General features: G+C 57.9%; 12 protein-coding genes and 1 pseudogene. 4 read left to right on the top strand and 9 right to left on the bottom strand.

Annotation, left to right across the window (positions count from 1 at the left end; genetic code table 11):
- Nucleotides 1–186: 186 nt before the first annotated feature.
- The 3 genes from WI754_RS16000 (at nt 187) to WI754_RS16010 (ending at nt 4,577) form a co-directional block, all read left to right on the top strand.
- Nucleotides 187–1,617 (top strand): arylsulfatase, encoded by a 1,431-nt coding sequence (locus WI754_RS16000; protein WP_349434477.1) that lies wholly within the window; start codon nt 187–189, stop codon nt 1,615–1,617.
- A gap of 69 nt (nt 1,618–1,686) precedes the next feature.
- Nucleotides 1,687–3,087, top strand: a complete 1,401-nt coding sequence (locus WI754_RS16005; RefSeq protein WP_349434478.1) for a DUF1254 domain-containing protein — start codon at nt 1,687–1,689, stop codon at nt 3,085–3,087.
- Between the two features lie 11 nt (nt 3,088–3,098).
- Complete coding sequence (locus tag WI754_RS16010; protein WP_349434479.1) at nt 3,099–4,577, top strand: DUF1254 domain-containing protein; 1,479 nt, start codon at nt 3,099–3,101, stop codon at nt 4,575–4,577.
- A 1,011-nt stretch (nt 4,578–5,588) separates the two neighbouring features.
- On the opposite strand, the gene WI754_RS16015 is transcribed toward WI754_RS16010, so the two are convergent.
- The 4 genes and pseudogenes from WI754_RS16015 to WI754_RS16030 all read right to left on the bottom strand — a co-directional run bounded on the left by WI754_RS16015 (nt 5,589) and on the right by WI754_RS16030 (nt 8,795).
- On the bottom strand, nt 5,589–5,948 hold the full coding sequence (locus WI754_RS16015; RefSeq protein WP_349434480.1) for a GIY-YIG nuclease family protein: 360 nt from the start codon (nt 5,946–5,948) through the stop codon (nt 5,589–5,591).
- A pseudogene (locus tag WI754_RS16020) lies at nt 5,894–6,244 on the bottom strand (ATP-binding protein); the annotation flags it as partial. The pseudogene WI754_RS16020 and the gene WI754_RS16015, both read right to left, overlap by 55 nt.
- 217 nt (nt 6,245–6,461) lie before the next feature.
- Nucleotides 6,462–7,547, bottom strand: coding sequence for a heparin lyase I family protein (locus WI754_RS16025; RefSeq protein WP_349434481.1), 1,086 nt, complete (start codon nt 7,545–7,547; stop codon nt 6,462–6,464).
- Between the two features lie 342 nt (nt 7,548–7,889).
- A complete protein-coding gene (locus WI754_RS16030; protein ID WP_349434482.1) occupies nt 7,890–8,795 on the bottom strand; it encodes a S1C family serine protease in 906 nt (301 codons plus the stop codon).
- Nucleotides 8,796–9,075: 280 nt separating this feature from the next.
- On the opposite strand from WI754_RS16030, the gene WI754_RS16035 reads away from it, so the two are divergent.
- The gene (locus WI754_RS16035) at nt 9,076–9,291 is read left to right on the top strand and encodes a hypothetical protein (protein WP_349434483.1); all 216 of its coding nucleotides are present in this window, start codon (nt 9,076–9,078) and stop codon (nt 9,289–9,291) included.
- Between the two features lie 62 nt (nt 9,292–9,353).
- Here WI754_RS16035 and WI754_RS16040 read toward each other — a convergent pair whose 3' ends face one another.
- The 5 genes from WI754_RS16040 to WI754_RS16060 all read right to left on the bottom strand — a co-directional run bounded on the left by WI754_RS16040 (nt 9,354) and on the right by WI754_RS16060 (nt 13,219).
- Nucleotides 9,354–9,728, bottom strand: coding sequence for a hypothetical protein (locus WI754_RS16040; RefSeq protein WP_349434484.1), 375 nt, complete (start codon nt 9,726–9,728; stop codon nt 9,354–9,356).
- Nucleotides 9,725–10,024, bottom strand: a complete 300-nt coding sequence (locus WI754_RS16045; RefSeq protein ID WP_349434485.1) for a hypothetical protein — start codon at nt 10,022–10,024, stop codon at nt 9,725–9,727. The genes WI754_RS16040 and WI754_RS16045 overlap by 4 nt, the downstream gene beginning before the upstream one ends.
- A gap of 1 nt (nt 10,025) precedes the next feature.
- On the bottom strand, nt 10,026–10,844 hold the full coding sequence (locus WI754_RS16050) for a hypothetical protein (RefSeq protein ID WP_349434486.1): 819 nt from the start codon (nt 10,842–10,844) through the stop codon (nt 10,026–10,028).
- 430 nt (nt 10,845–11,274) lie between these two features.
- Nucleotides 11,275–11,673: a VOC family protein gene (locus WI754_RS16055; RefSeq protein WP_349434487.1), complete on the bottom strand. Its 399-nt coding sequence runs from the start codon at nt 11,671–11,673 to the stop codon at nt 11,275–11,277.
- Nucleotides 11,674–12,166: 493 nt separating this feature from the next.
- Nucleotides 12,167–13,219, bottom strand: a complete 1,053-nt coding sequence (locus WI754_RS16060; RefSeq protein WP_349434488.1) for a murein L,D-transpeptidase family protein — start codon at nt 13,217–13,219, stop codon at nt 12,167–12,169.
- Between the last annotated feature and the right edge of the window lie 145 nt (nt 13,220–13,364).

A 13,364-nucleotide genomic window follows, 5' to 3' on the forward strand; every position in this document is an offset into this window, starting at 1 on the left:
ACAATTCGCAGGAGGCTATAATGGCCTTGTTCCAGCGGAAGTCGACGACGCTGATCCGCACCGCCTTCTTTGGGCAGGACCTGTCGTAGCTGGGGTTGCCCCGACAAGCCCCGTGACGTCAGCATCGAAGGTTTCGGGACGATTCTTAGAAACCAGCGTCCCGAACAGTTGCCACGGGAGGACCGAATGAGACGGTTTAGCATGCTATGCAGCCTGACAATTCTGGCTGGCGTTACGACGCCTATTCCCGCAGTCCCTGCGGTACCCGCGCCAAAGCCGAACATCGTTTTCATTCTGATGGACAATCTGGGTTATGGCGAAGTGGGGGCTTATGGCGGTGGCATAACGCGAGGCGCGGCCACTCCACGCATCGATCAGCTTGCCGACGAAGGAACACGGCTGACGAACTACAACGTCGAGGCTCAATGCTCGCCCAGCCGTTCAGCGATACTCACCGGACGTTTCTCGATACGATCAGGTACCCATTCGGTCCCCATCGGCGGCGGCGTCGAGGGACTGACGCGATGGGAGGTGACGATAGCCGAAACGCTTTCCGAGACGGGCTATGCGACCGCCGCATTCGGCAAATGGCATCTCGGCAGTGAGCAGGGTCGCCTTCCTAACGATCAAGGATTCGACGAGTGGTATGGAATTCCTCGAACGACTGATGAGGCTCTCTGGCCGGACGAACCTCAGGCAACGGCGCTCGGACTTCCTTTCGAACACGTCATGGAAGGTCGGAAGGGCGAGCAATCCAGGGATCTCACGGTCTACGACCTCAAACAGCGTCGGCTGATCGATGCCGAAATTACACGGCGCACCATCGATTTTATGAAACGAAGCGTCGAGACCAACAAGCCGTTCTACGCTTACGTTCCGTTCACGCTTGTCCATTTCCCGACGCTTCCCAATCCCAAGTTTTCAGGGCGCTCAGGTTATGGAGATTTTCCGGATGCGCTGGCGGAAATGGACGCCCATGTCGGCGAAATCCTCGACGCCATCGACGACTTGAAGGTTCGCTCGAACACAATCGTCGTGTTTACGAGCGACAATGGTCCAGAGGCAACGTGGCCGTGGCAGGGGTCTTCAGGCCCCTGGCGGGGGTACTATTTCACTCATATGGAAGGTTCACTCAGGGTACCCTTCATCATCAGATGGCCGGGCAACATTCCAACGGGCCGCACCAGCAACGAAATCGTGCATGAGGTAGATACTTTTACGACGTTCGCAAAGCTTGGCGGTGCCAAAATGCCAGAAGACCGCGCAATCGACGGCGTCGACCAGAGCGATTTTCTTCTCGGTAAATCGGAACGATCAAATCGCGAAGGGTTTCCGATCTACGTCGCCGACCGCCTTGAGGGCGTGAAGTGGCGCAATTGGAAGATCGTCTTCTATGACGAACAGAGGGACTGGTGGAGCCCGCCGACAAAATTGGGTCAGCCCAAGGCTTTTGATCTGATCACAGACCCGAACGAGGAATATCCGGCGACGGGCCTACGCAATACATGGGCTGCGGGTCCCGCAATCAAAGTCATGGTGGACTTTGAAAAAACGCTGGCAAAATATCCGCCGATCCGTGAGGGAACGCCAGACCCTTATCTGCCGCCACACAGATAGCGGAGTTTCTCGTTCCTATCCGTCGGGAGCAGCTGGAGGCTTTCATTGTAGAAAGACAGGGTGTGCACCATGGCTCGAATTATGTTGATCCTACTAGCCCTTGTATCTTCGATGGGATGCGCGTCGGCGAAGGACCTCTCCGCCAGTGACCTCAATGCCCGCGTTATCGAGCGCCGCGCCTTCGAGGCGGTCATCTGGGGAATGCCTGCGGTCAACTATGACCTCATGTACCAGCAAATGCTGAACCTTGGCGGCAAGCCCAATCAGATTGTCTACTGGTCAAGGCTGTTCGACTGGCAAAACCAGACACTGACGCCCAATCCCGACGTCATCTACCTGATGGCTTTCTTCAACACCAAGGACGGGCCTGTGGTGATCGAGATTCCACCAGAAGGCGATGGTGTCATCAACGGCAGCATCATGGACCCGTGGCAAGCCGCCCTCGAAGATGTCGGGCCTGCTGGCGTTGATAAGGGCGCGGGCGGAAAGTATCTGATCCTTCCACCGGACAACAAGATGGCTGTGCCAGATGGTTACATCCCGCTACCCTCTGCGAATTATCAAGGCTACGCGCTGCTACGGTCCATTCCAAAGACCGGCAACAAAGCCGATGTCGAGGCTGCCGTAGCCTATGGCAAGCGCATCAGGCTCTACCCGTTTAACCAGGCTGCCAATCCCCCCGAAACGGTCTTCCTCGATGCCCTCGGCACAGTCTACGATTCCGCAATTCCATACGATCTGCGCTTTTTTCAATCGCTTAACCGCTTCGTGCAGAGCGAACCCTGGCTCGTCCGAGATAAGGCGATGATCGACCAGTTAAGGTCGCTCGGCATTGAAAGGGGCAGACCGTTCGAACCCGACGCGGTGACGCAAGCCATCTTGAGGGAGGCGGCTGGAGAGGCACATGCATGGCTGGATTTGCAATATGAAACCACCTTCGCGCCCTATTACGAAGGACGTAAGTGGGTTTTCCCAATAGCGCCCGATGCGATCAAGGGTCTTCAGAGCCAGTATGCGGACCCTGACAGCTACGCTGTCGACGGGCGCGGCGTCACCTATACGATGGCGTTTTTCAGTACCAAGCATTCGGGCATCGGCCAGTTCTATTTGATGACGATCAAGGACAAGGCCGGTCGACCATTCGAGGGCTCCAGCACCTATCGCCTCACCATCCCCGCGCATGCGCCTGTCAAACAGTATTGGTCGGCCACGGCTTATGACCGAGCCACCCACACGCTCATTCGCGGCCAGAAAACGCTTAGTCGGTCCTCGCTCAGCCCCGGCCTGGCGAAGAACGCGGACGGATCGGTGGACGTGTTTTTCGGCCCCACAGCTCCAGACGGCAAGGAAGCGAACTGGGTGCCGACAGACCCGAGCGGCAAGTTCGAGGTGCTGTTCCGGTTCTACGGACCGGAGAAGCAGGTGTTCGACAAGACATGGATGCTAGGTGATATCGAAAAGGTGAACTGAGGGAGGCTGCTATGAAAATGCTCCTGCTATCGGCGATGCTTGGCGTCGCAATCGCCTCAAACGTCCAGGCACAAACAGCCGATCCACATGGTTGGATCGGCACGGAAACAGTGAAGACGCGTTTCGGCAATTTCGAATTCAAGAACGGCTACCCCGATGACGTTGCGGCACAAAAACTCAGGGATGTTCTACTGATAAGCCGCGCGACGGAAGCCTACCTGGCTCAGATGCCTGCGGTCTCCTGGTATCGGACCTGGAAAGGAACGGCGGCAGCGGGTGACAAGGTGCCCAACCAGTTGGTCATCTGGGAAACGCTCATGGATGCCAAAACCTTACTGCTGACCGGCAATACGGAAACGGTATACGGGCTTGCGGCAATCGACCTCAAACGCGACGGACCGGTAGTCGTGGAAGTTCCGCCAAAGATGCTCGGCGGTTTTAGTGATCTCTGGCAGGAACAGATTGCCGGTATCGGCCCAACCGGCACCGACAAAGGCTTGGGTGGCAAGTTCTTGCTACTGCCACCCGGCTATGATGGGCCTGTTCCGGATGGCTATCTCGTCGGTAAGGCAAAAACGTTTGGTGTGGTTCTCGGAATGCGCGGGTTCCTAGTGGATGGCAAGCCGGGTCCTGCTGTCGCCTTGATGAAGAAAACCCGCATCTATCCGCTCTCGCAGGCAGGCAAGCCACCACAAATGGCCTTTGTGAACGGGTCGGGTAATGAGATCGATACCCTCATGGCGGAAGACTTTCAGTATTTCAACGATCTGGCGGTACTGATCGAGCGCGAGCCCTCCGACATCATCAACACCGCTGAGCGTTTCCAACTCGCCTCTATTGGCATCGAGAAGGGCAAGCCCTTTACCCCCGACGCGAACAAGAAGGCTACACTTGCCGAGGCCGCGCGACTGGGGGCAGCATTGGCGCGTACCAACAGTTTCGCCTCCACCGATCCGGCTCGGCTTACTTACCCCGACCGGAAATGGGAGTGGGCGTTCATCGGCGGCAGCGCGAGCTGGGATGCGCAAGGTTATGTCAACACGGACCGCCGCGCAGCGTTCGCCTATATCGCCGTCGGTATGTCGCCCGCTATGGTGGACAAGGTTGTCGGACAGGGCTCGCAGTACCTGTGGACGATGCGTGACAGCCAGGGGAACTATCTGGACGGCGACAAGACCTATCGCCTCCATCTACCTGCGAACATTCCGATCGTGAATTTCTGGTCGGTCGTTGTCTACGATTCCCAGAGCCGGTCCGAGCTTCGCAACGGGGAACCATTTCCCAGCGTAAGCCAATACACCGGTCCCAAAGCCAATGCCGATGGTTCCATCGACGTGTATTTCGGTCCGACTGTGCCTGCAGGCAAGGAGAAGAACTGGATCAAGACCGTACCGGAGAAGGGTTGGTTTACTCTCCTGCGGTTCTACGGTCCCAAGAAGGAATTCTTCGACCAGTCGTGGAAGCCGGACGACATTGTTGAGGCGCACTGAGAGGTCGCCCAGGGCAATGCGAACGTTTAACACACCAGCATCTCGCGATGGTCGCTGCCCCGGTAAATGACGGTAACTCCTTGAAGTTTTACAGCAAGCCGATGGCATCCATCCGGTCGGTGAGATGACGTTCAAAACCCGCGAATTTCGCAAATACTATAACGAACGGCCAAAACTATAGCGCGGCGATCTGGATGAGTGGTCTCATCCTGATTGTCGCGCCGCAAAAACGTCCTGTCTGATCGCATTTATCATCGTTCGGTGGTAACACGTTGTCGCAGAGGGAGTGCGGGCCAGATGTGGCGTTTCATAGGCCGGTAACAGTACCTGCCATAGTTGACAATCAGACCAGTCTTGCTAGCTTCAGATGTAGCGGAGGCAAGACGGTTTGTCTGCTTGGGGTTGGCTTCGGGCCGCCCGTCAGCGTGGCGCACAATCTAGGCGCTCGTACCGTTCAAAGACTGCGGAGTGACGTATATAGGCGTCGTCTTGTGCGAGGAATATCCTCCCAACTGAGGGGCGGCCCTTTGGTCCGTTGCACGTCCGCTTCAGCAATGAAGCAAAGGACGTGGACTCGTGAAATCAAACAGCCGAATTAGAAACCTCAGACGCATGGCAGCCGAGAACCAAGGGTGGCAATGTTACTATTGCAACTTTCCCATGTGGGAAAGCGACCCAGCGGTTTTCAAAGCACGCTATGCACTATCTTCTCGGGCAGTCCGGCACTTCCGCTGCACTGCAGAGCATTTAAAGGCTCGATGTGACGGAGGGCGCGATATCGAGGAGAACATCGTCGCTGCCTGCCGGTATTGCAACATGAAGCGCCACCGGAGGAAGCGGCCGAAGGATGCCGTTTCCTATGCTCACTTTGTTCGATCACGGTTGGAGCAAGGTCGATGGCATCCTGTCAGGTTCACGCATCAGACACCGCAAGTGCCGCCGGACGCCGACATCAAGTGACGACAAATGCGGGACCGTTGCATTTGTCAAGAACGTCCACCACCACTCTTCTCAGATCGCTTCTGGCAGCAAAGTCTCAGGTGCCATCTCCTGAGCAAGGAGGGCAGACCGCCGCTTCGCCAGTGTTTCGCGATAATCCTGCGCCTCGACATCCCTGAAGAACGGGGCATCCGGAGCCAAGCGCTTTACCGCGCCTTCCACCTCGTCCAGCGTCGCTTTGAAGAACTCCTTCCGGTAATTCTGGGCATTCACTCGCACGGGCTCAAATTCAGCATGCAGAGCACGTTCCAGTCCCGGGGCGTTATCGCTGTATATGATGGCGTGAGTATCGAAAACAAACGGCACACTGGCGTCCCCAGGCGATCGAGGAGAGCGGTCGTCATCTTGGCGTCGCCAAAGACACTGGCCCATTCGCTGAAGCTGAGATTGGTGCTGATGACCACGCTGGTCCGCTCGTAGAGTTTGCTGAGCAGGTGGAATAGCAGCGCACCGCCGGATGCGCTGAACGGCAGGTATCCCAGCTCATCAAGAATCAACAGGTCGAGCCGGACCAAGGCCTCAGCGATCTGGCCCGCTTTGCCCTTAGCCTTCTCCTGCTCAAGCGCATTGACCAATTCGATCGTGGAGAAGAAGTGGACCTTTCGGCGGTGATACTCGATGGCCTGAACGCCGATCGCCGTGGCGATGTGCGTCTTATGCCCTCTTCCCCGATAGCCGGTACGCAAGACAGTTCTATGCCGACTCCTTCTTGGATCAGGTCGGGAAGGCTGAGGATAGCTGGGCGACCGGCACCATCCCATCTTCGCTGAAGGGACACCTCGATGCCGCGGCCGAAAACGTACCTCACGTGATGCGGTTAAAGGCGATCTCGATCCTGCTTCTCCGCCTCAGGAAGCATGCAGTGGCCCTGGATTTCGCGCGCCCTCACTTGGCAACCACGTCAACTCGATCGATATCGATCATGTCAGTGGTATTCATGACATCGCGGTAGTGGCCGAACTTGAATTTCTGTTGCGGCGGATCGTCGGTGACATCGCCGTATCCAATTGGACCGGTCACTTTCACAATGGGCTTGCCGTCCTGCCAGACCTCTATCCTTCCTCCCTGCGATCCCTGTCCGCCCTTGATCCGATACTTCATCTCCGTCCAGAAACCCGTCGGCGATTCCAGTCTCGGCTTCTCACCTGTGAACTCCAGGATCAACGAGCTTTTGCATTCACGGTCTTCCAGCGAGAGCGGGAAGGTGAACCGGCAATCCGGCGGTGCCTCTTCATTTTTCCAGTCGTATTTTTTGCCGTCCGCTGACGCGACGATGCATCGGCAGTCGCCGGCCTGGACTGTCAGGTGAAAGACCCCACCATCGAAGCGTTGTGCCAAGAAAGGACTTGCCTGCCATTTTTCACCCGCGGCAACGGCTTTTAACGACTCATCTTTGTGGATGTCGGAGTTGAACACCTGCTTCGCGGGTTCCTGCTTCCATTGCGCGGTAACCCAACGGATAGGATCTCTCTTGTTCCCACCGGTTTCCGGCATCATTCGAAACCTGATCGTGTACTCAACCGCCTGTCGAAACGGCTGCTGGTAAGGTTTGGTGACGCGAAGTTCCTGTCGCTGTATGCACTCTTCATCTTTAGGGTCCTCAACAGGGCAGTATGGGTTCTTCATCTTGACGACGCCGCCTTCGACCATCATTGCAGCGGGGGCCTCGATGATGAAGCTTGGCCCAAGTCGATCCCCTTCGCTCAGAAGCATGGGTTCGAGCTCAGGTGCTGCGCACGAAGTGTCGCACGCCTTCTTCCCGAGGACCGTCCGATCAACGGTTATCCGAGCCAAATGATCTCCGGACTGATCGTCCTTTCTTGGAAAGTCGAGCAACTGCTCGTTCAGCTGGCAGGAGCACCAACGCGCTTTGTCCAAGCGATCTTCTGCGAATTCTTCGTGAAGGTCCTTGGCAAGAGCTGCGGAGCCGATCAAAAACAATAACGATAAGAGCGGAAACAGTGCGCGCATTTGTTAAATCCCCGGATCGAGGTCTCGGCAATCTTCGCGCAAAAATTGAAATAGTCCAGATACATTTGGGGGATGGCCAAGTCCGCCTTCGATGTGCGGCTGCGGATCGGGGCGTTCCCGATCAGACGCTTCAGTCACTGAACAAAGGGCTAGGCTCCGCGCCAGGAGTGGGAAACCATTCCTGTAATGGAAATTCGGAGCGTTGGTCGAATCGTGTTTCAACCAGTTGTGACGAAAAGCTTGGAATAGTCCAAAAAGCGGACCGGTCGAACCATATTTTGGATTGAATAGGCTGCTCGTGCGTTAGGGAATGTCACTGACGGGTACTGGAGTCTTTACACCTTACTGAAGCTGCGGTCGTTTCAGGAAGCTCTCTCGATCGGCCGACTTGACCCTGAGCCAAGTCTCACGACCTTCGCGAAGGACCCGGACGGGAATCTCTGCTCCAGGTGGTCCGCTCTTCCAGACCTGTCGATAGAAATCGGCCAGACCGCCGACCTCTTCGTTGCGGACTTCCGAGATCACGTCTCCGCCTTTGAGCCCGGCTTTCGCCGCCGGGCCATCAGGGGCAACGCTGACGACCACCACGTCTCCGTTGCTCTCTGCGGTGATCGCTCCAAGCCATGGGCGCGCGGGCTTGTCCACTTTCCCCCGCGTAAGCAGATCATCGAGGATGGGCTTAAGCAAGTTGATGGGGACGACCATGTTGATACCAGAGCGGGTTCCGCTGCGGCTCATCTCTAGCTTTAGGGAACCAATTCCCAAGAGCTTGCCATCCCGGTCGACAAGTGCGGCACCGCCCCACGATGGATGCGCGGGCGCGGTGAAGAGCGCTTCGTCGAGCAGGTATTCCCAGTAGCCCGCAAACTCCTGCTTGGCCACGATCTTTGCCTCCGTCGTTTGTCCGAGACCGTCGGCAAAGAGGACCGGATCGCCAATTGCCGCCTTAGACGTGTCACCGAAAACCAATGCAGGGCAGTCCAGGGGCCCGAGCGCCTGGATGAGGCCGAAGCCGCTCTCTTGATCGTAAGCGAGGGCGTGTCCGGGCACTACTCGGCCGTCGGACGTTGTGAGCCAGACCTCTTCCGCCTCGGTTATCAAGTAGCCGATCGTGAGCACCAGCCCGTCGCCGCGGATCACGACGCCGCTGCCCTCCCGCGTTGTGCCAAGGGTTCGGGCGGTGAACGCATCATCGGGGATGGACGCGCGGACAGCAACGATTGATCTCAGGATTGAAGCTTTATCCATGTACTCATCTCAGTATGGTGTTCCGACCATCTTGAGGTATGTACGCGATCGACCTACTACAAGGCCGGGAACCTCCAGGTGCAAGTCGATAATTGGCAGGCTGGTAGTGGCCATTCGCCTTGGGGTAAGCTGCGGCTGCCGGGCCATCACCAAATTCCAATCGATGGCAGCTTGCGATGAGTTGCGATTTGAGGCTCATTGCACCCAAGCCACTTTCGGAACACGGGTCGAATATGCAATTATAGCAAAGTCTTGCTGAGCGATTTAGGAGCATTCGCCGATGCACAAGTTCGCGGTCACCACCACCCAGAAAATCGAGGCTGACACCGTCGAAGAGGCCGCTCTTCTCATGTACCAGGCGCTTACCAAGGGTCCAGCGCCCCTCCACTATTCGGTCAGCGACGACCAAGGACAGACGATCGATCTCGACCTGGATCGAGAGCAGGCAGCCGAATTCGCCAACCTCGATCATACTGCTGATCCTGGCAATTGGTGATCCCGCTCCAATCACTCGGTTCAAGCCTATTCCTGAAAAAAGGAAGGATGCGGCAGCCAACCTCACCGTTCGCGCGACAGTAGTGCACGCGCCTTTTGCATGTCGAGTTGTCCCGTCTCGGCTGATCGCTCTTCAATCCAAGAGGCCAGATCTCTGGCGCGCCGATCGAACCTGTGCCGCGGCGGATACTCGACACATCCAAGTCTGCGCTCCTCTGCCCAATCGTTAAATCGATCGATGTGGCCCTCGAGGATGCCGTACAACTGCGGCATCGACGGCTGTTCCTCATCGAAATATCGAGCAACAACCATCCAGTGCATGACCTTACCGTTCAGGCACCAAGCTCCGACACTGTTCTTCTTCTGCCATTCACGCAAAGACGGCTGGCTGCCGAAGAACACGCGCGCATCACAAATGGGATAGCCACCCCCGTTCATTCAGTCCTCCCTGTCGTGTCCGTTTTCCTCACCGGCCGCCGAGCAGCCATGTTGTCCATCATTTCCCCTATCGTCGGCCCCTTGCCACCAACGATCTCAATCAGATCTGGCAGCGCCAGGATGCACACGATGGCGTCGGCTTCGATGGTGACCAGTCTCGGCCTTCCAGCTAGTGCCTCACGCAACGTAAGCGGCCGACCCGCAGCTTCGTGGAAGACATCCACCAGCCGGACGTCGCGATCGGCCGCTGGCGATGTCTTGATCTCTTTGACCAGCAGCTTCCAGTCGATCTCCATCTCACGCCCTCCTCGACTTCGGCTTGGCGTCGTGTGTCGCGATCATGGCCAGCACATCGCGACCTTCGAGAAAGCCCTTTTCCGAAACCGCATCGGCAATGCGTTCGACGAGGATCCGCCTTCTCTCGATGATTTCCCTTGCACGGTCGAGTTCCTTCGCAAGGAGTCGCTCCACGCGACCGTTGATGACCGCATTTGTCCGACGAAGCGTCTCCAATTCCTCCGAAGTCGACACGTCGAAATAGGCAAGCCCCCAGCCGATCCCGAGTTTTCTCTCAACCACGGTCGCAAGATCGGCCGCCCTTTGGAGGTCTGACCCCTCCCCGGCACCCGCGCCGTCCGACGCCACGTCGAAAAAAACCTCCTCCGCAGCGAGCCCGGCGAGGGTCATGGCGATTTGGTTTAGATAGAAGTGCCGGTCTCTGACCATGTTGAGATCGCGCTGGAAGTACGTGCCGCCAGCCGGCTTTTGGCCCTCGCCGCGAAATTCCTTGGCGACGGAAATACTCTGCAACTCGCCGACGTTCAGTTCGACGCCGACGACCGCATGGGCGGCTTCATGGACGGAGATCACCCGGCGGCATTGACCGCTGATCGGAAAAGCAGGCGGCAGGCTATCCATCACATCGTCGATCGTGACCGATCTGGATTCCCGCCGTGCCCTACGCCGAGCATCGCGTGAAAGCTTGCTGAGGTCCGCACCTGAATAGCCATCGGTGGCGAACGCGATGCGCTGGATGTCCGCGATCGAGAGTTGGGTTTCGAAGATCGTTGTCGCGATGCCCTTTCGATCTTCGTAGTCCGGCAGCGGAATCCGCACGTGTCGATCAAGCCGACCTGCGCGAAGGACAGCGCGATCGATCGTTCAGGAAAGTTGGTCGCGCCAACGATGACGACGCCTTCCATTCTTTGCGCCCCATCCATGAGTTCAAGAAGACCGTTCACGACTTCCGTGCAATACTGCGCGTTATCCCCGGTGAACTTCACTCGGTCCCCGACGCTCTCGAGTTCATCGATCAACATGATGCACGGCCTGTTTAGTTCTGCCTGGCGGAATGAACGCCTCATCGCCCGCAGCATGTCTCCCAAATGTCCGGCGGATTGCCATTGCGCCACGGACGTCGCAATGAAATGCACCCCACATGTCAGTGCGAGGGCGTTGGCGAACAGGGTCTTGCAAATTTTCCGTCGCTCTTTCGTTGCTGCGAAACCATTCAAAGAGGGACTAATCCTTGTAACGCGGCTGCCCGTCAAACCTCGCCTGGCGGCCGGTGGTCGTTGATTTCGATCCAGTACCCGTCGGGATCCTGAACGTAGACTTGGGCGAAGCCGTTGCGGTGCAGGCCGATGCGGCCGGGATTGCCCGGCCAGTCGGTAAACGGCACGCCAAGCGCGCTGATGTGAGCAACGAAGGCGTCGAAATCGGCCGTGGAGATGGCGACATGCGTCTCCTTCGTCACGTGCGTGGCGCCGAAATCGCCCGCGATGAGATGGATCGCATCGCCACCACCGATTTCTAGCCAGACGACATTGGCGCTGCCCTCGCGCGCGATCGGCTCGAAGCCCATGATGTCCCGGTAGAACGCGACGCTGCGCTCGAGGTCGCTGACCAGCAGCGCAACATGGTCGAGGCTGTAACGATGGCGCATGACGAATCCTCCGGCAACACCGCCCTATCATGCCGGGTCAAAGCGCGGAAGGCCACCCCTCGCCGTGCGGACTCACGCGGCCGGATCCCGGCTCAAGGCCAACCCGCTCACCTGAAAAATCGAGCACTTGGCTGAAGCTAAGATGCTGATTTTTCTACCTCTCCCGCAAGGGGAGAGGTAATCCTGCCGGACCCTGCCACTCAAGACAGCGATGAGATTTCGCCAGGTGGTCGCGGCATCCCTCTCTCTCCCCCGGTGGGAGAGGCCGCAAAATCAACATCTTAGCCAAAGGCTAAGTGCTAGATTTTGTTGTTGAGGGAATCTTCGCGACATCCAACATCCCCGCTCCCGAAACCTCCCCTACACTGGCAACAAGGAGGGGCAGGCAAGATTTCAGGGGAAGGGACGGGTATGGGGCGTGGACGATGTGGGCAAAACTGCCGAACGGGGCTTGGGAGGTGTCACCCTCCATACGACACAAAAGCGCCCGCCCTCACCGCCCCGCGAACGGGTCGGCCAATGCCGCTTCCGGCCGGCTGATCGGGTATTTGGTGGCGGAAATGCTCGCCGCCAGCTTCTTCGGCCCTTCCCGCTTCAACAGCGTGCGAAAGCTCGGATGCATGCCGCCATCGACATAGGCGCTCATCGAACTGCTCGCGGGAATGGCTTGCGTCATCGCCGCTTCGACCTTGCGCTCCTCCGCTTCGATCTTCGCCATCGCCTGCGGCTCGAGCTGATTGGTGACCGCCGGGCAGGCCGCGAGCGGATCGGCCGGTTCGCCGCCCTCGAATTCCCGGTTGAAGACGTAGCGGCCGCTGCAGACGGAGACCTTCGGCTCCCGGTGCGTCACCTCGAAGGCATCGTATCCTTCCTTCAGCGTGTGCCAGAAGGACATGTTCGGATCGTCCCGGTGCTCGATCATGTTCTTTGCCGTCATACGGAACGGAAAGGCCTGGACCTGGAAATTGTCCTGACCGCCCGAAAGTGCCTTCTGCACGATCGCATAAATTTCGCCGACGCCCTGGTCGGTCATGGCGTAGCAGCCGGAGGACGAGCAGGCGCCATGCACCATCAGCGCCTCGCCGGTATAGCCGAGCGCCGATTCGAGCCGGTTCGGATAGCCGAGATTGAAGGAGACGTAATATTGCGAGTTCGGATTAAGCTGGCCCGTCGAGACGTGATAGAACCCTTCCGGCGCCTGCCGGTCGCCGATTGTCGTCTTCGGTCCGAGCTTTCCGGACCAGCGGCACATCGGATAGGTCTTCAAAAGCGCGTATGTGCCAGACTTGTCGAGCTTCCAGACTTCGAGCTCGCTTTCCTGCTTGAAGATCCTGACCAGCACCGGACTTTCCGGCTTCATGCCCTTCCTCGACATCTCCGCAACCATCTTGCCGGACAGCTTTGGCGGCGCCTCGGAGAGCCCGTCGAGCGCCATACAACCGGTGAGCGCTGCGCTGAGCGCAAGCGCGGCAATCGTCCGGGAGGCGACCCGGCGGACAGTCGTCAGCCGGTTTGCAGCGCGGTGGAGGTGAGCAAGAACATGCATGAAAAGCTCTATCGATAAAAATCGCGACGAAGTTTTGGCGAACGTGTCAAATCACGACAATCGCCGCATCCTTCGGCACAGATTCCGCCAGTTCGGTTACCGCTTCGTTAAACATGGCATCACAAAGACGTGGGGCGGGCACCGC

The organism is Pararhizobium sp. A13, from assembly GCF_040126305.1.
GTDB lineage: Bacteria > Pseudomonadota > Alphaproteobacteria > Rhizobiales > Rhizobiaceae > Pararhizobium.

Coding starts and splice junctions, on each gene's coding strand:
- WI754_RS16000 (WP_349434477.1), top strand. CDS start 187: ATGAGACGGTTTAGCATGCTATGCAGCCTGACAATTCTGGCTGGCGTT.
- WI754_RS16005 (WP_349434478.1), top strand. CDS start 1,687: ATGGCTCGAATTATGTTGATCCTACTAGCCCTTGTATCTTCGATGGGA.
- WI754_RS16010 (WP_349434479.1), top strand. CDS start 3,099: ATGAAAATGCTCCTGCTATCGGCGATGCTTGGCGTCGCAATCGCCTCA.
- WI754_RS16015 (WP_349434480.1), bottom strand. CDS start 5,948: ATGGGCCAGTGTCTTTGGCGACGCCAAGATGACGACCGCTCTCCTCGA.
- WI754_RS16025 (WP_349434481.1), bottom strand. CDS start 7,547: ATGCGCGCACTGTTTCCGCTCTTATCGTTATTGTTTTTGATCGGCTCC.
- WI754_RS16030 (WP_349434482.1), bottom strand. CDS start 8,795: ATGGATAAAGCTTCAATCCTGAGATCAATCGTTGCTGTCCGCGCGTCC.
- WI754_RS16035 (WP_349434483.1), top strand. CDS start 9,076: ATGCACAAGTTCGCGGTCACCACCACCCAGAAAATCGAGGCTGACACC.
- WI754_RS16040 (WP_349434484.1), bottom strand. CDS start 9,728: ATGAACGGGGGTGGCTATCCCATTTGTGATGCGCGCGTGTTCTTCGGC.
- WI754_RS16045 (WP_349434485.1), bottom strand. CDS start 10,024: ATGGAGATCGACTGGAAGCTGCTGGTCAAAGAGATCAAGACATCGCCA.
- WI754_RS16055 (WP_349434487.1), bottom strand. CDS start 11,673: ATGCGCCATCGTTACAGCCTCGACCATGTTGCGCTGCTGGTCAGCGAC.
- WI754_RS16060 (WP_349434488.1), bottom strand. CDS start 13,219: ATGCATGTTCTTGCTCACCTCCACCGCGCTGCAAACCGGCTGACGACT.